The 25,282-nt window shown below is 68.1% G+C and carries 20 protein-coding genes; 11 read left to right on the forward strand and 9 right to left on the reverse strand.

The window, feature by feature from the left end; all coding sequences use genetic code 11:
• Positions 1–139 precede the first annotated feature (139 nt).
• From LCHO_RS11445 to moaA, 7 genes are all read left to right on the forward strand, one after another.
• Entirely contained in the window at positions 140–343 is a 204-nt protein-coding gene (locus tag LCHO_RS11445; RefSeq protein WP_012347310.1) for a hypothetical protein, read from the forward strand.
• 144 nt (positions 344–487) lie between these two features.
• Positions 488–688 carry a hypothetical protein gene (locus LCHO_RS11450; protein WP_012347311.1) on the forward strand — a complete coding sequence of 67 codons (201 nt, stop codon included), beginning with the start codon at positions 488–490 and terminating at the stop codon, positions 686–688.
• Between the two features lie 2 nt (positions 689–690).
• Positions 691–900, forward strand: a complete 210-nt coding sequence (locus LCHO_RS11455; protein WP_012347312.1) for a hypothetical protein — start codon at positions 691–693, stop codon at positions 898–900.
• Positions 901–1,197: 297 nt separating this feature from the next.
• Positions 1,198–2,253 (forward strand): Fe(3+) ABC transporter substrate-binding protein, encoded by a 1,056-nt coding sequence (locus tag LCHO_RS11460; protein WP_012347313.1) that lies wholly within the window; start codon positions 1,198–1,200, stop codon positions 2,251–2,253.
• An 81-nt stretch (positions 2,254–2,334) separates the two neighbouring features.
• Positions 2,335–2,673: an H-NS histone family protein gene (locus LCHO_RS11465; RefSeq protein ID WP_012347314.1), complete on the forward strand. Its 339-nt coding sequence runs from the start codon at positions 2,335–2,337 to the stop codon at positions 2,671–2,673.
• A 254-nt stretch (positions 2,674–2,927) separates the two neighbouring features.
• Positions 2,928–3,656, forward strand: a complete 729-nt coding sequence (locus LCHO_RS11470; protein WP_012347315.1) for a C40 family peptidase — start codon at positions 2,928–2,930, stop codon at positions 3,654–3,656.
• A 66-nt stretch (positions 3,657–3,722) separates the two neighbouring features.
• Positions 3,723–4,868 carry a GTP 3',8-cyclase MoaA gene (moaA, locus tag LCHO_RS11475; protein WP_012347316.1) on the forward strand — a complete coding sequence of 382 codons (1,146 nt, stop codon included), beginning with the start codon at positions 3,723–3,725 and terminating at the stop codon, positions 4,866–4,868.
• Between the two features lies 1 nt (position 4,869).
• Here the strand turns inward: moaA and ispF are convergent, their stop codons facing one another.
• The 6 genes from ispF to LCHO_RS23395 all read right to left on the reverse strand — a co-directional run bounded on the left by ispF (position 4,870) and on the right by LCHO_RS23395 (position 10,397).
• Positions 4,870–5,367: a 2-C-methyl-D-erythritol 2,4-cyclodiphosphate synthase gene (ispF, locus tag LCHO_RS11480; protein WP_012347317.1), complete on the reverse strand. Its 498-nt coding sequence runs from the start codon at positions 5,365–5,367 to the stop codon at positions 4,870–4,872.
• Between the two features lie 18 nt (positions 5,368–5,385).
• The gene (locus tag LCHO_RS11485) at positions 5,386–6,513 is read right to left on the reverse strand and encodes an NAD-dependent epimerase/dehydratase family protein (protein WP_012347318.1); all 1,128 of its coding nucleotides are present in this window, start codon (positions 6,511–6,513) and stop codon (positions 5,386–5,388) included.
• A 463-nt stretch (positions 6,514–6,976) separates the two neighbouring features.
• A complete protein-coding gene (gene ispD / locus LCHO_RS11490) occupies positions 6,977–7,678 on the reverse strand; it encodes a 2-C-methyl-D-erythritol 4-phosphate cytidylyltransferase (protein ID WP_012347319.1) in 702 nt (233 codons plus the stop codon).
• Positions 7,679–7,708: 30 nt separating this feature from the next.
• On the reverse strand, positions 7,709–8,893 hold the full coding sequence (locus LCHO_RS11495) for an ATP-binding response regulator (protein WP_012347320.1): 1,185 nt from the start codon (positions 8,891–8,893) through the stop codon (positions 7,709–7,711).
• Positions 8,890–9,648 carry a sensor histidine kinase gene (locus LCHO_RS11500; RefSeq protein ID WP_012347321.1) on the reverse strand — a complete coding sequence of 253 codons (759 nt, stop codon included), beginning with the start codon at positions 9,646–9,648 and terminating at the stop codon, positions 8,890–8,892. Before LCHO_RS11500 ends, LCHO_RS11495 begins: the two co-directional genes overlap by 4 nt.
• 479 nt (positions 9,649–10,127) lie before the next feature.
• Complete coding sequence (locus tag LCHO_RS23395) at positions 10,128–10,397, reverse strand: hypothetical protein (protein WP_150105462.1); 270 nt, start codon at positions 10,395–10,397, stop codon at positions 10,128–10,130.
• A gap of 17 nt (positions 10,398–10,414) precedes the next feature.
• Between LCHO_RS23395 and LCHO_RS11505 the strand changes: the two genes are divergently transcribed.
• The 4 genes from LCHO_RS11505 to LCHO_RS11520 all read left to right on the forward strand — a co-directional run bounded on the left by LCHO_RS11505 (position 10,415) and on the right by LCHO_RS11520 (position 20,646).
• On the forward strand, positions 10,415–15,367 hold the full coding sequence (locus tag LCHO_RS11505) for a peroxidase family protein (protein ID WP_012347322.1): 4,953 nt from the start codon (positions 10,415–10,417) through the stop codon (positions 15,365–15,367).
• A 67-nt stretch (positions 15,368–15,434) separates the two neighbouring features.
• On the forward strand, positions 15,435–16,979 hold the full coding sequence (locus tag LCHO_RS11510; protein ID WP_012347323.1) for a TolC family protein: 1,545 nt from the start codon (positions 15,435–15,437) through the stop codon (positions 16,977–16,979).
• Between the two features lie 41 nt (positions 16,980–17,020).
• Positions 17,021–19,240 (forward strand): type I secretion system permease/ATPase, encoded by a 2,220-nt coding sequence (locus LCHO_RS11515; protein WP_012347324.1) that lies wholly within the window; start codon positions 17,021–17,023, stop codon positions 19,238–19,240.
• Positions 19,240–20,646, forward strand: a complete 1,407-nt coding sequence (locus LCHO_RS11520) for an HlyD family type I secretion periplasmic adaptor subunit (RefSeq protein WP_012347325.1) — start codon at positions 19,240–19,242, stop codon at positions 20,644–20,646. Before LCHO_RS11515 ends, LCHO_RS11520 begins: the two co-directional genes overlap by 1 nt.
• Positions 20,647–20,673: 27 nt before the next feature.
• On the opposite strand, the gene LCHO_RS11525 is transcribed toward LCHO_RS11520, so the two are convergent.
• The 3 genes from LCHO_RS11525 to LCHO_RS11535 form a co-directional block, all read right to left on the reverse strand.
• Entirely contained in the window at positions 20,674–21,975 is a 1,302-nt protein-coding gene (locus LCHO_RS11525) for a DUF3422 family protein (RefSeq protein ID WP_012347326.1), read from the reverse strand.
• A gap of 78 nt (positions 21,976–22,053) precedes the next feature.
• Positions 22,054–23,664: an MFS transporter gene (locus tag LCHO_RS11530; RefSeq protein WP_012347327.1), complete on the reverse strand. Its 1,611-nt coding sequence runs from the start codon at positions 23,662–23,664 to the stop codon at positions 22,054–22,056.
• Between the two features lie 100 nt (positions 23,665–23,764).
• Positions 23,765–25,279, reverse strand: coding sequence for a tripartite tricarboxylate transporter permease (locus LCHO_RS11535; RefSeq protein ID WP_012347328.1), 1,515 nt, complete (start codon positions 25,277–25,279; stop codon positions 23,765–23,767).
• Positions 25,280–25,282: the final 3 nt, after the last annotated feature.

Genomic DNA, 25,282 nt, shown 5'->3' on the forward strand with positions numbered 1-25,282 from the left:
CCGCTTCGAGCGGGCTTTTTTGCGTCTGGTGTTCGCGGCGCTCGATGGAACTGCTTCCTCTGTTATGGGCGTGGGGCCGATCGGATACTGATTCTTTGAATCGCCGAACACCGCCACCCCAACCGCCGGAGATCACACCGTGACCAAGAAAGTACGCATCGAAAACGCCGACACCAGCAACTACAAAGTGATGGTCGAGATCTGGGACAAGGGTTACCCGGAAGGCCAACCCGACACGCTGGCGAAGACCATCAAGCTCGACCACCCGACGCAGATGACTGGGGACGACTGCTACCTGACGAGCACGCGCTACATCGTCGTCAAGGAAGCGCCTGCAGCCTGATTTCAGCGGCCGCCACATGGCGTGAGCGGGGGGCATGAGGATGTTGCCCCAGTTCAAGCCGAGAGGGCCTCAGGGCCGATGGACGACTTCTAACGCGAGCGCAACCTGGCTGCCGCGCCCAACACCGATCGATCGAGATACCCCATGCCCAGCACCACCATCAAGTACTTCGCCTTCGCTCATCTCCCGCTGCACCTGCAGACCGTGAGCAAGCCAATCGGCGAACTCGCCGACCAGTTCGAAACCATGCTGCCAGACGGTCCCGAGAAGAGCGCAGGCATGCGCAAGTTGTTGGAGGCGAAGGATTGCTTCGTGCGGGCCGCGCTGGACGTGCCGAAGGCCTGACCATGCCCCGCACCGCTATCAGCGATCGAGAGCTACTGGAATGGATGCTTCAGCAGGACCAGTTGCGCATCGAGAAGTGGCATCACCCTGGCGGCAAGCAGTCCGTGAGCGTCTGGACCAATCTGGACGATGATGACGCCCCCAGCGGCGTGGCGACCACCGCACGCGGGGCGCTGGTGATGGCCATTCAGCATCAGCGTTCCCTGAGCTGATCGAGGCGCTTCTGGGGTGATCCGGGTGCCCCGTCACCCCTTTCACTCTCTGCAAGAGACTTTTTCTGCGGCCGTGATCTTCCAGCCTCTTCCGGGTTCTTCCGGGCCGTTTTTCTCATTCCTTCCCCTGACTTATCTCACTCCCGTTCAGCCGATACCCGGCGCGTTTTTTTGTTTTTGACTGTGATTGCGAATCATTCTCGTTCGTTGATAGAATGACGCACCGCAGCGCCGAACCGTTCACAACGCCACGCAAGCTCGGCGGCGTCGTTCGTTCAACCCGAATCCACCATTGCCATGACACAACCGTCCCGTTCGACCCCGTTCGCAGCCATCGTTCTGGGTGCTGTCGCGCTGTTGGGCTTCCCCTCGGCGCACGCCCAGGAGCAGGTGCTCAATCTCTATTCGGCTCGCCACTACCAGACCGACGAGGCGCTCTACAGCAACTTCACCAGATCCACCGGCATCAAGATCAACCGGGTCGACACCGACGATGCCGCGCTGATCCAGCGCCTGAAGACCGAAGGCGCAGCCAGCCCGGCCGACGTGGTCCTGATGGTCGATGCGGCGCGACTGTGGCGTGCGGAGACCGACGGGATGTTCCTGCCAATCAAGTCGCGTGTGCTCGAACAACGCATTCCGGCCACCTTGCGCGGCAAGGACGACGGCAACGGCTCGCAATGGTTCGGCTTCTCGACCCGCGCGCGGGTGGTGGTCTACAACAAGATCAAGGTCAAGGCGCAGGACGTCGACACCTACGAAAAACTCGCCGATGCGGCCAACAAGGGGCGTTTCTGTTCGCGCTCGGGTTCACACCCGTACAACCTTTCGCTGTTCGGCGCCTACCTCGAACACGCCGGCCCGGCAAACACCGAAAACTGGCTCAAAGGTCTGGTCGCCAACATGGCGCGCGACCCGAAAGGCGGCGACACCGACCAGATCAAGGCCGTTGCCAGTGGCGAATGCAGCGTTGCGCTGAGCAACACTTATTACATCGCCCGACTGATGCGCTCGAACAAGCCCGATGATCGCCAGGTCATGGAGCAGGTCGGCGTGATCTTTCCGAACCAGCAAAGCTGGGGCACCCACGTGAATGTCGCCGGTGGCGCTGTCGCCCGCCATGCCAAGAATCGCGCCGCGGCGATCAGCTTCCTCGAATATCTGGCCAGCGACGAGGCCCAGCGCTATTTCGCCGACGGCAACAACGAATACCCGTCGGCCACCGGCGTGAAGACCGCCAACCCGGCACTCGAAGCGCTCGGCAGCTTCAAGCAGGAGTTGATTCCGATATCGGTGGTCGGCCAGAACACGGTCAAGGTTCAGCAAATGCTCGATCGGGTCGGCTACAAGTAATCCCTGTGAAATGGGCGCTGGACAAAACCCCGGGTGGTTTCTTAGAATCCCTCACGAACTTAGCCCCTGGGGATTACATCGATGTCCACCTATCAAGAACTGATTGCCCAGCGTGCTGCCCTTGAAAAGCAGACCGCCGATCTCGAAAAACAGATCGCAGACACTTTGAAGGCTGAACGCAGCAATGTGATCAACCAGATCAAGACGCTGATGGCCGACCATGGCATTACCGCCGCCGATCTGGGCGGCAAGGTCGGGCGCCCGCCCAAGGCAGCGGTGGCCGGCGCGCAGCCTCGCAAGGTTGCGGCCAAATTCCGCGACCCCTCGACCGGCGAAACCTGGTCCGGCCGCGGCCTCAAGCCCAAGTGGCTGACGGCCGCACTGGAATCCGGCCGCAAGATCGAAGAATTCACTCTTTGAAGCAGAAACTGCCGTGATCGACCGGTTTTCGATTCGATTCGCCGACTGCACCTAGCCGCAATCGATCAACCCTGGTCATCTGAAGCGGGCGTCTATCGCCCGCTTTTTTCATGGATCGTCGCGTCCTGCGCTCGGCACGCTGCGGCAGACCGCCGGGCCGCGGCCTGCGCCAGGTCAGCCGACGTTCAGACAGCGATTGACAGTGAACTGCTCGGTACCTATGCTCGCGCAGTGATTTTTTCACGACTTGCAAAATGCTTCAGATTCGCACCTTTTTCAGACTTGCCTGCGTGGTCGCCCTGACCGGCCTGGGCCTGGGTGCGTCTGCTGCGCCGGTCGACGCCGGCGCCGCGCCTGTCGTGTCGACCGCCGTCCCCGCCAAGCCGACCAATCTGATCGGCACCAGCGCCGACGCCGTGGCGCGATTCCTTCAGGAGTCCGGCGTGCTGGCCAGCACGGAGACTGCCGGTGCCTCGACCGACGCGCTGATGCAGCAGGTGCGCAACACCGCGTCCGATCTGGTGGTGTCGGCGATGGATTTCCTGGGCGTCCGGTATCGGCGTGGTGGCACGTCGGCCGACACCGGCTTCGACTGCAGCGGCTTCACCCGTCACGTGTTCGAGAACAGCGTCGGCCTGCTGCTGCCGCGCCGCTCACGCGACCAGGCCAGCCTGGCCGGCCTGCTGAACGTCAAGCGCGATGAACTCAAGCCTGGCGATCTGGTGTTCTTCAACACCATGCGCAGCGCGTTTTCGCACGTGGGCATCTATGTCGGCGACGGCAAGTTCATCCACTCGCCGCGCACGGGCAGCACGGTGCGCATCGAAGACATGGGCGAGGCCTACTGGACCAAGCGCTTCAATGGCGCCCGGCGTGCGCCGAGCCTCGCCGAGTCGTCCTCGCTGTCGGCCAAGCTCCAGGCCGAGGTTCAGGCCAAGACCTCGGCCTTTTCCGGCGACGCATCGGTTTCAGCCACCCGCTGATCCCGTCCGGAGGTCTGCTTGCCCTGCACGGCGTCGGGGCGGTGAGGTGCAGGCGACAATCGAGCCATGTCTGAACGCAACATCATCGCGATAACGCCCCTCTCGCCGCGCGGCCTGCGGGTGGCGATTCCGGCCACGAGCCCGGACGACGCGGGCAGTCCCCTCGTCGATGCGCTGGGCCGGCCGCTTCGCGATCTGCGGATCTCGGTCACCGACCGCTGCAACTTCCGCTGCAGCTACTGCATGCCCAAGGAGGTGTTCGACAAGAACCACCAGTTCCTGCCGCATGCGCAACTGCTGAGCTTCGAGGAGATCACCCGTCTGGCGCGCATCTTCGTCGAGCGCGGCGTGCGCAAGATTCGGTTGACCGGCGGCGAACCCCTGCTGCGCAAGAACATCGAGCGGCTGATCGAGATGCTGGCGGTGCTGCGCACGCCCGACGGCCAGGCACTCGATCTCACCCTCACCACCAACGGTTCGCTGCTGGCGCGCAAGGCGCGCTCGCTGCGCGATGCCGGCCTGCAGCGGGTGACGGTCAGCCTCGACGCGATGGACGACGCGATCTTCCGCCGCATGAACGACGTCGACTTCCCGGTCGCCGACGTGCTCGAGGGCATCGCCGCCGCCGAAGCCGCGGGCATGGCGCCGATCAAGGTCAACATGGTCGTCAAGCGTGGCACCAACGACCACGAAGTGCTGCCGATGGCGCGCCATTTCCGCGAGAACCACGGCGCGCGCGTCGTCTTGCGGTTCATCGAGTACATGGACGTGGGCGCCACCAACGGCTGGCGCATGGACGAGGTGCTGCCGTCCGCCCAGTTGCAGGCCCGGATCCACGCCGAATACCCGCTGCACGCGCTCGAACACGCCAACGTCGGCGAAACCGCCGAGCGCTGGGGCTACCAGGACGGCCGCGGCGAGATCGGCTTCATCTCGAGCGTGACCCAGGCCTTCTGCGGCGACTGCAACCGGGCCCGCCTGTCGACCGAGGGGCAGCTCTACCTGTGCCTGTTCGCCGGTCAGGGACACGATCTGCGCACCCTGCTGCGCGGCCCGGTCGACGGTCGCAGCGCCACCGATGCGGACATCTCGGCCGCGGTCGATGCGTTGTGGCGCGCCCGCCGTGATCGCTATTCGCAACTGCGCAGCGAACTGCCCGCCAGCCCGGCAGGCTCCGCCCGCCGTGTCGAGATGAGCTACATCGGCGGCTGAATCAGCCCCGCATCAGCAGGCAGACCGCGCGCGCCTCGATCGCCTCGCCGCGGCCGACCGGCCCCATGCGCTCGGCCGTCTTGGCCTTGACGTTGACCTGATCGGGCGCAACGGCCAGTGCCGAGGCGATGCGCTGGCACATCGCCGGAATGTGCGCGGCCATCCGCGGCGCCTGGGCGACGACGGTGCAATCGACATTGACGACCTGCCAGCCGGCCTCGGCAGCACGCTGCGCCGCAACGCTCAGCAGCCGATGCGAATCGGCGCCCTTGTGCTCGAGTGCGGTGTCCGGAAAGTGGCGGCCGATGTCGCCCAGCCCCGCGGCCCCCAGCACCGCATCGGTGATGGCGTGCAACAGCGCGTCGGCATCGGAGTGGCCGAGCAGACCCAGCGTGTGCGGGATCCGCACGCCGCCCAGCCACAGGTCGCGCCCAGGTACCAGCGCGTGGGTATCCCAGCCCTCGCCGATGCGAAGGGCCGGCAGTTTCGTCGAAGTCATGCCGGGATTGTCACCCGATCAATGAGCGCCGCCGATGTGCTGGCCCTGCGTCGACCGGCTGATCAGGCTGCGCAACGCCGGCATCATCTGGACCGACGACGGATCCTCGAAGACCGCAGCCCGGCGCTGTGCCGAGGGCTCCTTGCCCGAGCGCAGCCCGTGGTAGCCCAGATACCAGTGGACGAAGCGCTGCACACCCTCGGCCAGCGGCATGGTGGAACGTCGTTCGCCGACCAGATCGGGCTGACGCTGCAACGTGGTGTCGACCGGCACGCCGGCATCGTCGAAGTTCATCGGCATCATCTTGAGTTCGGCCTCGCGACCGACTGCGTTCTCGAGTGCCGCCACGAAATCGAGCAGCCGGACCGGATCGTGGCTGCCGATGTTGAGCACCCGCGCCTGGGCACCGGGATGGGCTCGTTCGTCGGCCATCGTGCGCGACGGCAGGCGCAGCGCCTGCAGGATGCCGGCGACGATGTCGTCCACATAGGTCAGGCCGTGGCTGACCGCGCCACCATGCGTCGACGGAATCGGGTCACCCGCCAGCAGCGCGCGCGTGAAACCGTAATAAGCCATGTCCGGACGTCCCCACGGGCCGTAGACCGTGAAGAAGCGCAACCCCGTGGTCGCCAGGCCGTGAAGCCGGCTGTAGGTCTGCGCCATCAGTTCGTTGGGCATCTTGTGCGCCTCGACCTCGCTGGCCGACGGCCCGTGCAGGTTGCGACTGGCCAGATTCATCTGCCGCAGGCCGCTGTAGACGTTCGAACTGCTGGCATAGACCATGTGCGGCACGCCGTGCTGGCGGCAGCCTTCGAGCATGTTGATGAAGCCGACCAGATTCGGCTGGGCGCTTTCGCGCGGGTGGCTCACCGCCCGCCCGCCACCGGCCTGGGTGGCCAGATGGACCACCTGCTCGAAGCCGTTCGCCGCAAAGCACGCATTCACGGCCGGCCGGTCCGACACGTCCATCTTCAGGAAACGGAATCGCGGATGCGACTGGATGCGCGACAGTCGCGCGTACTTCAGCGCCACCTCGTATTGATCGCTCAGGTCGTCGATGCCGACCACTTCGTCACCGCGCGCAAGAAACGCCTGAGCAACGTGCATGCCGATGAAACCGGCCGCACCCGTGACAAGCACCTTCATGCCGGCCTCCCCGTGGCGGACACAGCGAGGCACCGGGCACCCGACGGCTGGTCGATCCAATTGACTGTCATGCGCATCCTTCTGAACACCGAGTCCTGTTCGAACCATTCGGAGAAACAGATCGGTCCGGAATGGTAAGTTTTCCCAGTTGACCATGCACAACTCATGCCGTGCAACTACATTTTGTTAAACATCCGCCCATGTGCAGGGAAACCACTTCGACAACGCTGAATACAGGCCTGAAATGGGTCATATGCCCCTCACCAGCTGGTGCAAGTCCCCCACCGGTTTGTCAGCGTGAATGCCCCGCGGACCGACGCCGGAGCAGGACTGCCCGGGAGCACACATGCTCGCCCCGCCGTGTGAACGCCGTGTCAAGCACTTGGCACAAACTGTAGAGCTCCCCCCGAAATGCGCCACCCATATTTGGGGGGATGGTCCGAGGGATCAGCGGCGCCACACCTCAGACGTCCGACCGGTGCAGCAGCCGCTGCGCGAGCGCGAAGTCTTCCGGCCAGGTCAACTTGAAGTTACAAAAATCGCCCCGCACCAGTCGCGGCGCGTGACCCAGCGCCTCGATCGCGCTGGATTCGTCGGTGACCGCTGCGCCGGCCGCGGCCAGTGCCGCATCCAGCAGGCCCAGGCGAAACATCTGCGGCGTCTGGGCGGCCCACTTGCCGGTGCGATCGACGGTCGAGCCGACACGCCCCTCGTGCGACTGCTTGAGCGTGTCGGCCACCGGCAGCGCCAGCAAGCCGCCGACCGGGTCGCCGCTGCAAGCGTCGATCAGGCGGTCGACCCACTCGGGCCGGATCAGGCACCGGGCGGCGTCGTGCACCAGGACCCAGTCGTGCTCGCAGGCCCCTCGACGCCTGAGCTCATGAAGGCCCGCAAGCACGGTCCGGGCGCGGGTCGATCCGCCGGCACGCGCCACCCAGGCCGCATCGAAGCCGGGCACGGCCGACTCGAATTGGGTGTCGTCCGCAGACAGCACCACCAGCATCGCGCGCAAACGGGTCACTTGACCCAGTGCGGCCAGCGTATGGGCCACGACCGCGCGTCCCGCGACAGGGTGATACTGCTTGGGACCGTCGACACCGGCGCGGGAGCCCACGCCCGCGCAAGGAATCAGGGCGTAGCAATCAGAGGGGATGTCGATCGGCATCGACGGATTGTCGCCGGCCGCGGCCAGCAATCAGGCGGCAGCCGACGCCTCACTGCCAGCCTGCGGTTCGGCCACCGCGCGGGCCGCCAGCTTCAGGCGCACCACGTTCGGCGCACCATCGGTGCGAACCCACTGCACCCCCGCACCGTTGCGCTGCGCCAGCAGGCCGCACAGCGCCAGGCCGAGGCCGCTGCCTTGCTGCTCGTGCTGCTCGCGACCGAACTGGATCAGCGCGCCGCTGACCTTCTGCACCTGCGCGGGCAAGGCCGGGCCGTGGTTGCGCACGTCGACGTGGTAATCGCCGCCCGGCTGCATGCGGCCTTCGAGCGAAACCGTGGCGCCCGGCACCGAGAACTTGATGCCGTTGGAGATCAACTCCGCCAGCACGCGCAGCAGGTCGTCGCAATGGCAATGGATCTGTGCCGGCGCCAGGTCGAAACGCAGCAGGCGGCCAGCCAGCATCCGGTCGTTGCTCGGCAGGCTGGCCCATTCGCCGGGCAGGCTGTCGAGCACCAGGGTGCGGAACGCCTTGCTGGCCAGCACATCGGTGAGTCCGTGGGCGTCGACCCGCTCGCCCGAGCGCAACTGGCCGCCGCCGCGCGCCGCATTCAGTTCGGACCACGCCATGTAGCGGCCGATGGTGCGCGACAGCCGCTGCGCCGAATCGTGGATGTGGCGATGCATGTCGGCCTGCTGATCGGCCGAGATGCGCCCGCCGCGCGCGATCAGCAGCTGCGAATAGCCGAGGATGTTGGTCAGCGGCGTGCGCAACTCGTGCGGCACCGACGTCAGCAGCGCACCGCGCAGGCGATCGAGACTGCGCTCGGTGTCGGCCTCGTGGCGCTCGCGCCGCGCCAGCTGGCCGGTCACCGCCGACACCAGTTCTTCGGGCGTGAACGGCTTGCTCAGGAAGTCGTCCGCGCCGGCCTCCATCGCGCGGCGCATCGACTTCTTCTCGGCCATCGCCGTGACCATCAGGATCGGCACCGTGCGCAGGTGTTCGTGGGCGCGCGCGGCCTGCACGAAGCCGTAGCCGTCGAGCACCGGCATGTTGATGTCGCACAGCACGATGTCGGGTGCCAGCTGCTGGGCCCGCTCCAGCCCGAGCTGGCCGTGCGGTGCTTCGATGACATTGAAACCGGCGTCTTCCAGCACCTCTCGCATGATGTCGCGCAGCACGCTCGAGTCATCGATCACCAGGACGGTCTTGTTCATGAGGCGGTCTCTTTCGCAGCGGGGCTCAGGGGCAGGCTGACCGACACGGTGGTGCCCACCTGAGGGGTCGATTCGATCCGGATCTGGCCATCGGCGAGTTGCAGCAGCTGGTGCACGAGGGTCAGGCCCAGTCCCATGCCGGGCAGATCGCGCACGGCCGGCGCACGGTGGAACGGCTCGAACAGCAGCGCCATCTCGGCGGCATCGATGCCGATGCCGTGGTCGCTGATGCGCAGGTGAAACCGGTTCGCCTCGCAGCGCGCATGCAGTGTCACCACGCTGTCGGGGGGCGAATACTTGAAGGCGTTGTCGAGCAGCTGGGTCGCCACCTGGCGCAGCACGAGCGGGTCGAGCAGACCCTGCACCTGCGCCTGCTGCACGTCGAGCCGCACCTCGCGAGGCACGTCGCCGCGCTCCTGCAGGCTGGCGGCCAGCGACATCAGCACGTCACCGGGCACACACAGGCGCGGCCGGTGCGGTTCGTCGCCCGCACCGATGCGGTCGATCAGCAGCACCCGCTCGATCGCGGCCACCATCGTCGACGTGGCCTGCTCGATGCGCTCGCACGACGCCAGCATGCGCCGGGCATCGTGCTCATCGACCGACAGCGTGCCGACGCGGCGCCTGATCAGGCCGGCGCTGGCCTGGATCACCGCCAGCGGCGTGCGGAACTCGTGGCTGACGGTCGCCACAAGCCGCTCACGCAACTCGACGACCGCCCCCTCCGACACCTGCCCATGCCCCATGAAACCCATGAATACCGTCTCCTGCTGCCGGACACGGCCTGCCCACGCTCGGGCCCGCCGCGGCCGAAGAACCCACCGGGATCCGGTGCGTCATCGACAGGACCGATTTCGTCAGCTCGCAGCACATCTTGAACAGGATGGCTGCAACACGAACGAGCACCGGCCTGATGAACCGTGACATTTCTCAAGAATCGCAGGACTCGATCGCTTAGCCAGACTGAATACAAGCAATGGCAGCGTGGATTTGAAAGTGACGAAAGTTCAGTCAAATCGGTCCGCCAATCGATCATTCATGAGCAATCGATCACACAAATCGGCTTCATCTCATCCTGATGAACCCGAATCCGTCCGATTGCCGCCTGAAGGCCGGATTTGAGTCGATTGCGTCAAGTTAATCCCTGGTTCAGAATCGCCCTACTCGCACAGTTCATTAAGTTTTCTTAACCACCAGATCTGTGCGGGCACATCACCTCATGCTTCAAATGACTTCAGCAATTCGCCATGCGCTTGACGCTGCGGTCCGAAGCCGACAACCGGCCCTGATGGCCCTGCGGCACATCGGCGGCACGGACGGTCGATGTTGACGCACCAAAGGCGCTGACCTCCGCCCATCGGACCGAGCCGATGGAGCCGGAATCGGCAGCCCTTGACGCGGCCACCGGTCGCCCTTCGATCAGCCTGCATCTCGACAGCAACGGTTTCTGCTGTGCGGACTGGCTACGCCTGTCTTTCTTGATCTCGCCGCGTTTTTCGCTCATTCGCACCGGAGTCCACCATGCAACTCGTCAGACACGACCTCGAATTCATCCTGCAGCAGATCTTCATCGCCGAGGCACACGCGGCCGGTGGCGACCTGCTGACCCTGGTGACCAGCCCGCTGCTGCCATACGGCCTGCGCACGGTGGACGGCAGCCACAACAACATCGTGCCCGGCCAGGAAGAGTTCGGCGCCGCCGACCGGCCGATGCCCAATGCGCTGCAGCAGTTCTTCAGAACCGCAGAAATGGGCGATGTCGACGGCCCCGGACCGGGCGGACTGGTGCAGACCACCTACGCCAACGCCACCGGCGGCCTGGTGTTCGACTCGCAACCGCGCGTCATCAGCAACCTGATCTCCGACCAGACCATCACCAACCAGGCCGCGGTCGATGTGGCCACCCGATTTGCGGACGGTGAACCGGTGGTGATCTCCGATGAGGGCACCTACTTCATCCAGAACGTCGCCCCTGACGAAGGCCTGTCGGCGCCGTTCAATTCGTGGTTCACGATCTTCGGCCAGTTCTTCGACCACGGCCTCGACCTGATCGGAAAGGGTGCCGGCACGGTCTTCATTCCGCTCAAGCCGGACGATCCGCTGATCGCCGGCGATGACGGCATCCTCGGCAACGCCGACGACCTGCCGCCGCAGCTGCAGTTCATGGCCCTGTCGCGCGCAGCGGCGTCGAACATCGCCCCTGGCGCCGACGGCGTGGTCGGTACCTCCGACGACGTGCGCACCTTCAGCAACTCGACCACCCCGTGGATCGACCAGAACCAGACCTACACCTCGCACGCATCGCACCAGGTGTTCCTGCGCGAGTACACGCTGGTGGGCGGACGGCCGGAGTCGACCGGTCGCCTGCTCGACGGCGCGGTCGAAGGCTCGATCGGCAACTGGGCCGAAGTGAAGGCCCAGGCGCTGATGCTGGGCATCCGGCTGACCGACGCCGACATCGGCAACGTGCCCGTGCTGCTGACCGACGAATACGGCAAGTTCATCCCGGGCAGCAACGGCTACGCGCAGCTGGTGATGGCCAACGGCAGCATCGTCCAAGGCACTGCGGCCGGGATCCTGACCACGGGATCGGCCAAGACCGGCCACGCCTTCCTCGACGACATCGCCCACCACGCGGTCCCGGGTTTCGTCGACACCAACCGCGACGGGATCCAGAACAACGGCGAACTCTCGCAGACGCCCGATACCGACACGGGCGATGTGAACCTCGACGGCGTGGTCAACGAGGCCGACCTGACCGCAGACGACCGCATTGCCGGCACCTACGACAACGAACTGCTCGACCGTCACTTCATCACCGGCGACGGCCGTGGCAACGAGAACATCGCGCTGACCGCGGTGCACAGCGTCTTCCACTCCGAGCACAACCGGCTGGCCGAGCAGATCAAGGAACTGGCCGTCTCGAGCAACGACGTGACGTTCCTGAACCAGTGGCTCGACACCCCGGTGGCAGCGGTTCCGACCACGCAGGCCGGCGTCGACGCGCTCAACTGGAACGGCGAGCGCCTGTTCCAGGCCGCCCGCTTCGGCACCGAAATGCAGTACCAGCACTTCGTGTTCGAGGAGTTCGCCCGCAAGGTGCAGCCGTCGATCGACGTCTTCAGCGGCTACAACAGCACCGTCGACCCGGCCATCATGAGCGAGTTCGCCAACGTGGTGTACCGCTTCGGCCACTCGATGCTGACCGAGACGGTCGACCGCATCGACCCGCTCACCGGCGAATCGAACCCGATCGGCCTGATCGAAGCCTTCCTGAACCCGGTCGAGTTCGGTGCCGGAACCACCACCACCGCCGAAGCCGTCGGCAACATCGTCACCGGCATGACGCGCCAGACCGGCAACCACATCGACGAGTTCATCACCGAGGCGCTGCGCAACAACCTGGTCGGCCTGCCGCTCGACCTGGCGGCCCTGAACATCGCCCGCGGCCGCGACACCGGCATCCCCGGCCTGAACGCGGCACGTGCCATGTTCTTCGAGGACACCGGCCTGTCGAGCCTGCAGCCGTACGACAGCTGGTCCGACTTCGGCCTGGGCATCAAGAACCCCGAATCGCTGGTGAACTTCATCGCCGCCTACGGCACCGACGCCAGCATCACCGGCGCGACCTCGCTGGCTGACAAACGTGCGGCCGCGCAGGCGATCCTCGACGCCGCCGAGCTCGGTGATGCAGCCGCCCTGGCCTTCCTCGAAGGGCCCGCGGCGACCACCGGCGTCAACGACATCGACTTCTGGATCGGCGGCCTGGCCGAAGTCACGCAGCCCTTCGGCGGCATGCTCGGCACGACCTTCGACTACGTCTTCTCGACCACCCTGCTGCAGCTGCAGAACAACGACCGCCTCTACTACCTGGCCCGCACCGCCGGCCTGAACGTGCTGACGCAGCTCGAAGAAGGATCGCTCGCCGAGCTGGTGATGCGCAACTCGACGGCCAAGCACCTGCCGGGCGACATCTTCTCGACGCCGACCTACATCTTCGAAGTCGGCACGATGAACCCGACCGGGCGCCCCCTGTCGGACGACCCGAGCACGCCCGACGTCAACGAATCGCTGCTGCTGACGCGCATGGCCGACGGCACCATCCGCTATGCCGGTGCCGAGCACATCCTGATGGGCGGCACCGATGGCGCCGACCGCCTGCGCGCCGGTGCCGGTGACGACACCCTGCACGGCGACGCCGGCAACGACCGGCTCGAGGGCGGCGCCGGCAACGACTTCTTCTTTGCCGGCGAAGGCGACGACATCCTCACCGACAGCTTCGGTGACGACAACATGAAGGGCCAGGGCGGCAACGACGTCATCAGCAACAGCGGCGGCTTCGACCTGCTGTTCGGCGGCGACGGCAAGGACTTCATCCTCGGCGGCCAGGGCGATGCCGAATCCTTCGGTGGCCACGGTGACGACTTCATCCACGCCGGCACCGGCATCAACACCGTCTTCGGCGATTCCGGCAACGACTGGATCGAAGGCGGCGACGGCGCCGACCTGCTGCAGGGCGACAACGGCGACCCGTTCCAGCAGAGCACCATCATCGGCCACGACGTGCTGCTCGGCGACGGCAACGACGACTACGACTCCGAGTCGGGCGACGACATCATGTTCGGCACACCGGGCACCAACCGGGCCGAAGGCATGCTGGGCTTCGACTGGGTGACCTACGCCCGCTCGACCGAACTGGTCGACGCCGACCTGAACCGCACCGCGCTGCTGCCGCCCGACCTCGACAACATCAACGACCGCTTCGACAACGTCGAGGGCCTGTCGGGCTGGAACGGCAACGACCTGCTCAAGGGCAGCAGCCTGCTCGATGTCGACCTCGACGGCCATCGGCTCGACGCCGCCGGCGTGGCACGCATCGCCGGCCTGGGCAACGTGCTGGGCGCCAGCAACGTCATCAGCCCCGACGGCCTGATCCACCTCAACGGCGACATCCTGCTCGGCGGCGGCGGCGCAGACATCATCGAAGGCCGCGAGGGTGACGACGTCATCGACGGCGACGCCTGGCTGAACGTGCGCATCAGCGTGCGGGCGGCCAACAACCCGAACCTGGAAATCGCCAGCCACAACAGCATGGCCGGCCTGACCGCGAGCATGCTCAACGGCAGCATCAACCCGGGCCAGCTGGTGATCGTGCGCGAGATCCTGAACACCGCCGGCGTCGGTGACGTGGCCGTGTTCACCGGCGCACGTGCCGACTACACCATCGGCGCGCTGCAAGCCGATGGCAGCCGGCTCGTCACCGACAACGTCGGAACCGACGGCGTCGACCGGATCCGCAACATCGAGATCCTGCGTTTCAGCGATGGCGACCTGCTCATCGGCGGGGGCAACGCGGCAGCCACCGGCACCCCGACGATCACCGACACCACGCCGACCGAAGGCAGCGCCACCACGGTGCTGACCAACACCATCGGCGACACCAACGGCCTGGGCACCTTCAGCTTCCAGTGGCAGACCTCGCCGGACGGCACCCCTGGTTCGGTATGGACCAACGTGGGCACCAACACGGCCGCATTCACCCCTGCGCAGGCCCAGGTCGGCCAGTTCCTGCGGGTGACGGTGAGCTTCACCGACGGACAGGGCAACCTCGAGTCGCTCACGTCGGCGCCCACCTCCGTGATCGGCGACCTGTTCGGTGGCACGGCCGCTGCCGACGTCTTCAACGGCACGGCCGGCGCGGACAACGCCGCGGGCGCCGGTGCGGCAGACACCCTCAACGGGCAGGCCGGCAACGACACCCTCAACGGTGGCGCAGGCAACGACACCCTCAACGGTGGCACGGGTGCCGACAGCATGACCGGTGGCGGTGGCAATGACACTTTCTTGGTCGATGACGCCGGTGACGTGGTCGTCGAGGGCAACGGCGGCGGCACGGACACCGTGCAGGTGCAGTCGCTGCTGAATGCCTTCACGCTGGCAGCCAACTTCGAGAACCTGCTGGTCGTCGGCGCCACCAACTTCGCCGGAACGGGCAACGGAGTCGGCAACACATTGACCGGCGGTACCGGCGGCGACACGCTCAGCGGCCTCGGCGGCGCGGACGTGCTCAACGGCGGCGACGGCAACGACGTGCTGCTGGGCGGCGCAGGTGCGGACGACCTGACCGGTGGCGTGGGTGCGGACACGATGACCGGCGGTGCCGGCGCAGACAACTTCATCTACACCAACGTCGACCAATCGACTGCGGCGCTGCGCGACCTCATCATCGACTTCGGCGCCACCGACGACATCGACCTGGGCGCGATCGACGCCAATGCAGGCACCGTCGCCAATAACGCCTTCTCGTTCATCGGCACGGCGGCGTTCGGCGCCAACGCGACCGGTCAGTTGCGCTACTCCTTCGTCGGTGCCAACACCTTGGTCGAGGCGTCCAACGACGCCGACGCGGTGGCCGAGTTCTCGTTGCTGCTGCAGGGCAACCTGAACCTGGTCGCCGGCCAGTTCGTGGTGTAAGCAAGCACCCGCCACGGCGCAGCGCTGCCGTGGCGGGTTTTCCGTTTCATCTTCAGGGGCCATCAAGATGAACCAGAACCGAACCCGGCCCCCGATGCGCACGCACATGGCCACGCTGTGCACGGCCGTGCTGCAGATCGGCTTGATGCACGACGCGACGGCGCAAGCGGCACGCACGGAGGCGGCCACCGACCTGGCGCAGGCCGCCCCCCCACGCACGGCGGCAACCGAGCAGTCGGCCTACGGCGAACAGCAGGCCCAGTGGCTGCTGAAGATGCTCGAGGCGCCGCCGCAGGCCAGCCAGAACGCGGCCCTCGCGCTGCTGCGCCAGCGCGTGCTGGCGGTGGTGCTCGAACACCCCGAGTCCCGCGCCGCCGGCGCCTCGTTGCGCGGCGCCCAGGCGTCCACCCGCGAGGCCCGCTCGGCCAAGCGGCCGCAACTCGAGCTCGACGCCGAGACCGGCTATCGCCACAGCGACCCCAGCACCCTCACCCAGAACCCGCAGCGCCGCCACGAGACCGGCAGCGTCGGGCTGACGCTGCGCCAGAGCGTCTACGACTTCGGCGCCAACGACGCGGCGATTGCAGCATCCGAGGAGTTCGCCGCCGGCGTGGCCGCACGGGCCGACGGCCGGCGCGGCGACCTGGCCCTGCGCGCCGTGCAGGCCACGCTCGACCTGCTGCGCGCGCGCCAGCTGCTCGACCTCGCCCGCATCAACCTGCAGGCGCGCGAGGAGATGGTGCGCTACCTCAACAGCCGCTACGAACTCGGCGGCGGCACCGTCAGCGATGTCTGGCGGGCGCAGTCGCGGCTGGCCGACGCCCGCGGCGCGCTGGCCCAGGCACAGGCCCGCGAACGCTCGAACGCGGCGATCTACCGCGAGCTGTTCGCCCACGCGCCCGACGACACGCTCGATCTCGCCCTGCCGCCGCCGCAGGACACCCGGGCCCTGATGAGCGCACCGCTGCAGTCGGTGCAGGATTTCGCCGCGCTGCGCGGTGCCGCCGCCGCGCTGCGCACCGCCGAGCAGGAGCTCGAGGCCACCCGCCGGCGCGACAAGCCGCGTGTCAACCTCGAACTCGGCGCCCAGCGCCGCGACCTGATCGGCCGCGGCAGCCCCGGCACCGACTGGCAGGCCAGCCTGGTGCTGCGCCACAGCTTCTACAGCGGGGGGGGCGACGACGCCCGCGTCGACCAGGCGCAGGCCCGCATCAACGAGGCCGACGAGCAGCTGCGCAACACCCGCCTGCAGCTCGAACGCGCGCTGCTGCAGGCCCTCAACGACGACGCCGTCGGCACCGAGCTGCTGGCGGCGCGGCGCGACGCCGTGCGGCTGGCGGTCGACGCGCTGCGCGGCGTGCGCGAGCAGTTCGCCAACCGCCGCGGCAGCCTGCTCGACCTGCTGAACGCACAGGACGTGCTGCACGGCGCCGGCCTCGAATGGGTCGATGCCCAGCTCGGCCAGGCGCTGGCGAAATGGCGGGTGGCGTACTTCAGCGCCGCGCTGCTGCCGTGGCTCGGGCTCGAGCCGCAGAGCGCCCATGCCCATGCCGACGCCGGCCCACCGCCGTCGGCGCACGTCTCGCCCTCGCTCGCCGCCGGCAGCCGCTGATCCCATCGATCGCCCCGCATCACGAACCACGGTGAACCGCCATGACAGCCATGCTGCACGCCACCCGCACCGACTCTCCCGCGCCGGCCAGCGCCGTCGTCACCCCGCTGCCGACGCCTGCGGCCTCGCCCGCACCGCCGGTGGCCGACAGCCTGCGGACCTGCCTGCTGTTCCTGCTCGAGCACCACGGCCGGCCGCTGTCGGCGGCGGCCTTGCGCGCGATGGTGGCGCGACCCGACGAGAGCTGGCAGATCGACGACTTTGTCGATGCGATCGAGAGCCTCGGCTTCGCGACCCGCACCGCCCGTGCCGATGAGCCACCCGAGCCGGCACCGAACGAGCCGCTGCTGCTGATCGGCGTCGACGGCGAGGCCAACGTGCTGCTGGGTCGGCGCGGCAACGACCGCATCGAGAACTGGGAGGTCTACCTCAGCGCCACCCGCAAGGTGGTGCAGCTCACCCGCGCCGAGCTGCTGGCCCGCCACGGCGGCCAGGTGGTGCAGGTGCGCCCGCCGCAGCGGGTCGCCGGCACAGACGCCGGCGCGCCGCGCGGGCGCCACGGCCACTGGTTCTGGGGCCCGAACCTGGTCGCCAGGGCGCTCTACGGGCGGGCCATCGTGGCCTCGGTGGTGACCAGCCTGTTCGCGCTGGCGTCGTCGATCTTCACGATGATCGTCTACGACCGCGTGATCCCCAACAACGCCGTCGAGACGCTCTGGGCGATGCTGTTCGGCGTCGGCATCGTGTTCCTGTCGGACTTCGCGATCCGCAACGTGCGCGGCTATTTCCTCGACATGGCCGGCGGGCGCGCCGACGTCGAGATCGCCGACACCGTGTTCGACCACGTGCTCGACCTCGACATGCGCGCCCAGCGCGGCCCCACCGGCAGCCTGGCCAGCATCCTGAAAGAGTACGAGACCATCCGCGACTTCGCCACCTCGGCCACGCTGACCACGCTGATCGACATCCCGTTCGCCTTGCTGTTCATCGTCGTGCTGTACTGGATCGGCGGTCCGATGGCCTGGGTGCCGGTGGTGGCGATCCCGCTGATGGTGCTGGCCGGCCTGCTGCTGCAGCCCAACCTGAAGCGCCAGTCGCAGATGAGCCACGACGACAGCCAGACCAAGCAGGCGGTGCTGGTCGAGACCCTGGCCGGGTTGGAGACCATCAAGTCGCTCGGTGCCGGCGCGGTGATGCGCCGGCGCTGGCAGGACGCCGTGATCCACCAGGCCCGCATCAGCATGAATGCCCGCCTGCTCGCGCAGCTGGCGGGCAACTGGGCCAACCTCGTGATGATGGGCTCGCAGGTCGCGGTGGTGACGGTGGGCGTGTACCTGGCGGCCGACGGCCAGGTCGGCTCGGGCGCGATCGTGGCGGCCACCATCCTGTGCGGCCGGGCGGTGCAGCCGCTGGCGCAGCTGTCGCAGCTGCTGATCCGTCTCAACCAGTCGATGGCCAGCTACCGCTCGCTGGCGCGCGTGATGGCGATGCCGCGCGAGCACATGCCCGGCCAGCAGACGATGGCGCACGACCGCCTGGGCGGCTCGATCGAGCTGCGCGAGGTCAGCTTCAGGTACCCCGGCAACGACACGCCGGTGCTCGACAAGGTCTCGCTGCGCATCGCCGCCGGCGAGCGGGTGGCCATCATCGGGCGGGTCGGCTCGGGCAAGACCACCCTCATCAAGATGCTGCTCGGCCTGTACCGGCCCGACGAAGGCCACCTGCTGGTGGGCGGCGTCGACGTGCGCCAGATCGACACCGCCGACCTGCGCCGCAACGTCGGCTCGGTGCTGCAGGACGTCTGGCTGATGTCGGGCTCGGTGCGCGACAACATCGCCCTCGGCGCCGAGCGCCCGAGCGACGACGCCGTGCGCCACGCCGCCGGCCTGGCCGGCTCGCACGAGTTCATCTCGCAGCACCCGCAGGGCTACCAGATGCGGGTCGGCGAAGGCGGCATGGGCCTGTCGGGCGGCCAGCGCCAGTCGATCGCGATGGCCCGCGCGCTGATCGGCGACGCGCCGATCCTGGTGCTCGACGAGCCCACCAGCGCGATGGACCCGGCCGCCGAGCGGCAGCTGCTCGACCGCCTCAAGACCGAGCTGCAAGGCCGCACCGTGCTGCTGGTGACGCACAAGCCGTCGATGCTGGCGCTGGTCGACAAGGTGATCGTGCTCGACGGCGGCCGGATCGTCGCGGCCGGCCCGCGCGACCAGATCATGCGCATGCAGTCGCCCGCGGGCACGCAGAAGGAGGCCGCGTGATGCACGACCCGACGCAGGACAACCCGAAGCAGGACGACGCCATGCAGGACACACCGCCCCCGGACATCGCCTCGACCACCGCCGTGCACCCGGCACAGGCGCCGCGCCGGCGCCGCGACACCGTCTCGAACGCCACCCGCATGGGCGAGGTGTCGCGGGCCTCGAGCCTGCTGCTGCTGACCATCACCGCCGGCTTCGTGGCACTGGCCGGCTGGGCCTCGGTGGCCGAGATCGACACGGTGGCGCAGGCCCTCGGCAAGGTCATCCCGTCGGCCAAGGTGCAGATGGTGCAGAGCCTGGAGGGCGGCATCGTGCAGGAGATCCACGTCAAGACCGGCCAGGCGGTCGAGGCCGGCGACCTGCTGGTGTCGCTGAGCCAGACGCAGGTCGATGCCGACTTCCAGTCGCGCCAGCAGCAGGCCCTGACGCACCAGGCCCGGGTCGCCCGGCTGCAGGCCGAGGCCGATGGCCGCGAGCCGATGTTCGCGACCGAGCTGCAGCGCCAGCACCCGCAGAACGTGGCGGTCGAGCAGGCCGCGTTCCGCAGCCGGCAGGCCGAGCAGCAGGCGCAGGCGCGCATGCTCGACGCCCAAGTGCTGCAGAAACGCGCCGAGCTCGACGAATCGCGCAACGCCATGCAGACCGCGCAGCGCTCGCTGCAGACCGCCCGCGACGAGCGCGTGATGGTGCAGAAGCTGGTCGACCAGGGGCTCGAGCCGCGCATCGAACTGGTCCGCCTCGACCGCCAGATCGCCGAGGCCGAGGGCCGCTACGCCGGCGCGCAGGTGGCGATCGAGCGCACCGAGCAGGCCATCCTCGAGACCAGCGCCCGCCGCGACAGCGTGCAGCGCCAGTTCCGCGCCCAGGCGCGCGATGAGCTGAATCGCGCGCTGGCCGATCTGCGCAGCCTGGCGCCCGCCATGCCGGCGCTCGAAGACCGGGTCGAGCGCACGGCGCTGCGCGCGCCGGTGCGTGGCGTCGTCAACCGGGTGTTCGTCAACAGCGTGGGTGGCGTGACACGGCCCGGCGATCCGGTGGTGGAGCTGGTGCCGGTGGAGGACAAGCTGGTGGTCGAGGCCAAGGTCGACCCGCGCGACATCGGATTCGTGCGCGTCGGCCAGGATGCGCGCGTCAAGCTGACCGCCTACGACTACGCGATCTACGGCGCCATGCCCGCCAAGGTGGTGCAGGTGGGCGCCGACGCCATCACCAACGACCGCGGCGACAGCCACTACATCGTGCACATCGAGACCAGCCAGGCGGCGGTCAAGTCGCTCGGCCAGGAGCTGCCGATGCTGGCGGGCATGCAGGCGCAGAGCGACATCGTCACCGGCTCCAAGACGGTGATGAACTACCTGCTCAAGCCGCTGGTGGGCGTGCGCGAGAACGCCTTCCGCGAGCGCTGATCGGCGGGTGATCCGAAAGCGCCGGCCTCAGTGCCCGGCGCCGTGTCCGACCGATGCCAGGATGCGGGCGTGCAGCTTGCGCACGCCCCACCACACCGCCAGCGCGATGAACGGCACCGCCGCCGCCACCATCATGTCGGGTGACACCGGCAGGTCGGCCGCCTTCATGCCCTTGGCCATGTAGCCGACCAGGCCGGCGCCGTAGTAGGTGATGGCCGCCACCGACAACCCTTCGACCGCGCCCTGCAGCAGCAGCTGGGCTTCCTGGCGGCGGTTCATGGCGTCGAGCAGCGCCTCGCTGCTGCGCTGCTGGGCCACCTCGACGCGGGTGCGCAGCAGGTTGCTGGCGCGCGAGATGCGCTCCGACAGCGACTGCAGCCGGCGCGCCGCCGCCGAGCAGGTCTGCATGCCCGGCGACAGGCGCCGCTCCATGAACTCGCCCAGCGTCTGCAGGCCCAGCAGGCGCTGCTCGCGCAGCTCGGTGATGCGCCGCTGCACCAGCTCCCAGTAGGCGGTGGTGGCCGAAAACCGCGAGTGGGTGCGGGCGTACAGGCCCTCCACCATCGCGGCCTGCTCGCTCAGGCGGCGCAGCAGGTCGGGCTCGTCGGCCTGGTCGACGGTGCGGATGGCCTGCGCCACCTCGGCCAGGTCGCGCTCGGCGCTGGCCAGCGTGGCGCCGACCTCGCGTGCCGCCGGCAGGCCGAGCAAGGCCATCATCCGGTAGGTCTCGATCTCGATCACGCGTTGCACCGCGCGGCCGAGCCGGCGCGGGCTCATGCCGTCGACCACCACCAGCCAGCGCGCGAAGCCGTCGGCATGCAGGCGGAAGTCGGTGTAGATGTCGGCCTGCGCGTCCATCACGCGGCTGCACACCAGCGATTCGTCGGACAGGCTGCTGCGCACCAGCTGCGGCAGGCCGTCCTCGTGCGTGGCCAGATCGGCGCGCTGCAGCACCAGCACGTGCATGCCGATCAGCCACTGGCCGGGCAGCGAGTGCAGCCAGTCGTGCGGCACGTCGGCCAGCGCGACCTTCTCGAAACCCTGCGGCACGTCGGTCAGCGGCTTGACGAAGGTGGCGGTGTGGAACTCGGTGTGGCGCTCCCAGCGCAGGCGCAGCTGGCCCAGTTCGACGCTCAGGTGGCTGGCGTCCTCGCCGGCCTGCGGCAGGTGGCGGCGCTGCAGCAGCTCGTTGAGATGCTCGCGTGCCTGGCTGACCTCCTGGCCGACCCAGCCGATGTGGGTGATCGCCAGCGGCGCCTGCAGGCGTTCGTGCGGGCGGGCGTGGACCTCGTTGTGCAGCGCTTCGCGCCAGGGGTGCATCGTGTGCATTCGACTGTGATCTCCTCGGCGTCGATTATCACGAGCAGCGGTTACGTGACCGTCTCACCCATCCGGGGGCCTGCACGCTCAGACATCGAGATCCTCGGCCAGATAGCGCGTCACGCGCGGGATCTCGCTGCCGCGGTGGAAGGCCAGGCGGCGGTCGCGCAGGCCGATGTCGGCGGCGGTGAAACGCTCCATGCGGCGCTGGTGCTCGACCCAGGACTCGTCGACGAAATACTCGATGTAGCGCCCGGTCTGCGCCGTGTCGCGGAACAGCCCCCACGACAGCGCGCCCTGGCGCAGCCGCGCGCGCCGGGTGTCCTGCATCACGGCGCGGAAGGCGTCGCCGTCGGCCGGGTCGATCAGGTACTCGACCGTCACCATCACCGGCCCGCGGTCGGGCTCGAAGCTGAAGGCCGGCGCCGGCACCGGGTGGGCCGGCATCGCGCTCAGGTCTTCGTCCTGCCCGCCCCCCAGGCTCAGGCGCCGCGTCAGCAGCAGCACCAGCGGGCCCAGCGCCGCGGCGGTCACCAGCGCCGCCGGCACGCTGGCGCGCTCGGCCACCTGGCCCCACAGCACCGCGCCGCCGGCCGAGCCGCCCATCAAGGCCATCTGATAGACCGACATGCCACGTGCCCGCACCCAGTTGGGCAAGGCCAGCTGGGCCGACATGGTCATGGTGTTGGCGGTGCTGATCCAGGCCACGCCGGCCACCACCATCGCCAGCGCGGCGATCCACAAGGCCGGCGCAAACGCCACCGCCAGCGTGGCGGTCGAGACGATCAGCGTGCCCCACAGCGCGATGGCGTCGCGCGTGACCTTCTCGCGCAACTGCGGCACCGTGAGCGCCGCCGCCACCGCGCCCACCCCCATCGACGACACCAGCAGCGTGAAGCCGCCGGCCCCGCTGCCGAGCCGGCGCGCCACCAGCGGCAGCAGCGCGGTCAGCGCCATGCTCTGCACGAAGAACAGGAACACCCGCACCAGCACCGCCTTCATGCGCGGGCTCTGCCGCACATGCTGCAGGCCGACCCGCATGGCACCGACGAAACGCTCGCCCGGCAAGGCGCTGACGCGCGGCGGGCTCTTCCAGCGCAGCACCTGCGCAAACGCCACCAGCGACAGCAGCGCGTTCAACACGAACACCGCGGTGCTGCCCGACGCCGCCAGCAGCGCGCCGGCAAACATCGGCCCGACCACGCGCGAGATGTTCATCGCCAGCGCCTGCAGCGCCAGCGCCCCCGACAGCCGCTCGCGCGGCACGATGTCGGGCACGATGGCCGCGAACACCGGCCAGCGCATCGCCAGGCCGATGCCGTTGGCAAAGGTCAGCGCCAGCAGCAGCTGGGCATCGAGCCCGTCGCCCAGGCTCAGCAGCGCCAGCAGCACCGCCACGCTGGCGACCCACAGCTGGGTGGCGGCGAACCAGCGCCGGCGGTCGATGATGTCGGCCAGCGCACCGCTGGGGATGCCGAGCAGGAACACCGGCAGGGTCGACGCCGCCGACACCAGCGCCACCATCACCGCGCTGTCGGTGAGCTGCGTCATCAGCCAGGCGGCCGCGACGTCGTTCATCCACATCGTCAGGTTGGCGGCCAGCCAGGCCAGCCACAACATCCGGAACACCGGCAGCGTCAGCGCCTGCAGGGTGGGCGGCAGGCGGTCGACCAGGGGCGGCTTGGCGGGTGGATTCATGCTGCGCAGTGTCCTCGAGTCGGCACCAACAAAAAGCCCCACCGGGATGGGCGGGGCTGGTGAACGTCAGGCCGGCGGTGTCGAGCCGCCGGAACCGGGTTCAGTCTTCGTCGTGGAAGGCTTCTTCGCGCTTGCTGCGGATCGACGGCAGCATCACCACCACGATCATCAGGAAGGCCGCCACCAGCAGACCGGCCGACAGCGGACGCGTCAGGAAGGTGCTCCAGTCACCGCGCGACAGCAGCAGCGCGCGGCGCAGGTTCTCTTCCATCATCGGCCCGAGGATGAAGCCCAGCAGCAGCGGCGCCGGCTCGCAGCCGAGCTTGTAGAAGATGTAGCCGACCACCGCGAACATCGCGCCCATGAAGACGTCGAAGTTGTTGTTGTTGAGCGTGTACAGGCCGATGGAACAGAACACCACGATCGACGGGAACAGGAAGCGGTAGGGCACCGTCAGCAGCTTGATCCAGATGCCGATCAGCGGCAGGTTCAGGATCACCAGCATCGCGTTGCCGACCCACATCGAGGCGATCAGGCCCCAGAACAGCTCCGGGTTGGCGGTCATCACCTGGGGACCCGGCTGGATGCCCTTGATCGTCATCGCGCCCACCATCAGCGCCATCACCGCGTTGGGCGGGATGCCCAGCGTCAGCATCGGGATGAACGAGGTCTGCGCACCGGCGTTGTTGGCAGCCTCGGGGCCGGCCACGCCGCGGATGTTGCCCTGGCCGAACGGCACCTCGCCCTTGCGGCCCTTGGTCTTCTTCTCGACCGTGTAGGCCGCGAACGACGCCAGCAGCGCGCCGCCACCGGGCAGCACGCCCAGCAGCGAGCCCAGCGCGGTGCCGCGCAGCACGGCCGGTGCCGCGTCCTTGAAGTCCTGGGTGGTCGGCCACAGGCCCTTGACGTCCTTGGTGAAGACCTCGCGGTGCTCGGCCGGGCGGCCGAGGTTGGAGATGATCTCGCCGAAGCCGAACACGCCCATCGCGATGGTCACGAAGCCGATGCCGTCGGTCAGCTCGGGGATGTCGAAGCTGAAGCGCGGCACGCCCGAGATCACGTCGGTGTTGATCTGGCCGAGCAGCAGGCCCAGCAGGATCATCGAGATCGCCTTGACCAGCGAGCCCGACGCCAGCACCACCGCGCCGATCAGGCCCAGCACCATCAGGCTGAAGTACTCGGCCGGGCCGAACTTGAAGGCCACCTCGGTCAGCGGCGGTGCGAAGGCCGCGATGATGATCGTGCCCACGCAACCGGCGAAGAACGAGCCCAGGCCGGCGGCGGCCAGTGCCGAGCCGGCGCGGCCCTTGCGGGCCATCTGGTAGCCGTCGATCGACGTCACCACCGACGACGCCTCGCCCGGCACGTTGATCAGGATGGCGGTGGTCGAGCCACCGTACTGGGCGCCGTAGTAGATGCCGGCCAGCATGATGAGCGCGGGCGTGGCGTCGAGCGCGTAGATCGACGGCAGCAGCATCGCGATCGTGGCGACCGGGCCGAGGCCGGGCAGCACGCCGATCAGCGTGCCCAGCAGCGCGCCGCCGAAGGCATACGCCAGATTCTGGAGGGTGAAGGCGACTCCGAAACCGAGCGCCAGGTTGTTGATGAGATCCATGAA

Origin of the sequence: Leptothrix cholodnii SP-6 (assembly GCF_000019785.1) — a bacterium.
Taxonomy (GTDB): Bacteria; Pseudomonadota; Gammaproteobacteria; order Burkholderiales; family Burkholderiaceae_C; genus Sphaerotilus; species Sphaerotilus cholodnii.

Bases quoted from the DNA above. Each gene is read 5' to 3' on its own strand.
- LCHO_RS11450 (WP_012347311.1), top strand. From the start codon at position 488: ATGCCCAGCACCACCATCAAGTACTTCGCCTTCGCTCATCTCCCGCTG.
- LCHO_RS11455 (WP_012347312.1), top strand. From the start codon at position 691: ATGCCCCGCACCGCTATCAGCGATCGAGAGCTACTGGAATGGATGCTT.
- LCHO_RS11460 (WP_012347313.1), top strand. From the start codon at position 1,198: ATGACACAACCGTCCCGTTCGACCCCGTTCGCAGCCATCGTTCTGGGT.
- LCHO_RS11465 (WP_012347314.1), top strand. From the start codon at position 2,335: ATGTCCACCTATCAAGAACTGATTGCCCAGCGTGCTGCCCTTGAAAAG.
- LCHO_RS11470 (WP_012347315.1), top strand. From the start codon at position 2,928: ATGCTTCAGATTCGCACCTTTTTCAGACTTGCCTGCGTGGTCGCCCTG.
- moaA (WP_012347316.1), top strand. From the start codon at position 3,723: ATGTCTGAACGCAACATCATCGCGATAACGCCCCTCTCGCCGCGCGGC.
- ispF (WP_012347317.1), bottom strand. From the start codon at position 5,367: ATGACTTCGACGAAACTGCCGGCCCTTCGCATCGGCGAGGGCTGGGAT.
- LCHO_RS11485 (WP_012347318.1), bottom strand. From the start codon at position 6,513: ATGAAGGTGCTTGTCACGGGTGCGGCCGGTTTCATCGGCATGCACGTT.
- ispD (WP_012347319.1), bottom strand. From the start codon at position 7,678: ATGCCGATCGACATCCCCTCTGATTGCTACGCCCTGATTCCTTGCGCG.
- LCHO_RS11495 (WP_012347320.1), bottom strand. From the start codon at position 8,893: ATGAACAAGACCGTCCTGGTGATCGATGACTCGAGCGTGCTGCGCGAC.
- LCHO_RS11500 (WP_012347321.1), bottom strand. From the start codon at position 9,648: ATGGGTTTCATGGGGCATGGGCAGGTGTCGGAGGGGGCGGTCGTCGAG.
- LCHO_RS23395 (WP_150105462.1), bottom strand. From the start codon at position 10,397: ATGAGCGAAAAACGCGGCGAGATCAAGAAAGACAGGCGTAGCCAGTCC.
- LCHO_RS11505 (WP_012347322.1), top strand. From the start codon at position 10,415: ATGCAACTCGTCAGACACGACCTCGAATTCATCCTGCAGCAGATCTTC.
- LCHO_RS11510 (WP_012347323.1), top strand. From the start codon at position 15,435: ATGAACCAGAACCGAACCCGGCCCCCGATGCGCACGCACATGGCCACG.
- LCHO_RS11515 (WP_012347324.1), top strand. From the start codon at position 17,021: ATGACAGCCATGCTGCACGCCACCCGCACCGACTCTCCCGCGCCGGCC.
- LCHO_RS11520 (WP_012347325.1), top strand. From the start codon at position 19,240: ATGCACGACCCGACGCAGGACAACCCGAAGCAGGACGACGCCATGCAG.
- LCHO_RS11525 (WP_012347326.1), bottom strand. From the start codon at position 21,975: ATGCACACGATGCACCCCTGGCGCGAAGCGCTGCACAACGAGGTCCAC.
- LCHO_RS11530 (WP_012347327.1), bottom strand. From the start codon at position 23,664: ATGAATCCACCCGCCAAGCCGCCCCTGGTCGACCGCCTGCCGCCCACC.
- LCHO_RS11535 (WP_012347328.1), bottom strand. From the start codon at position 25,279: ATGGATCTCATCAACAACCTGGCGCTCGGTTTCGGAGTCGCCTTCACC.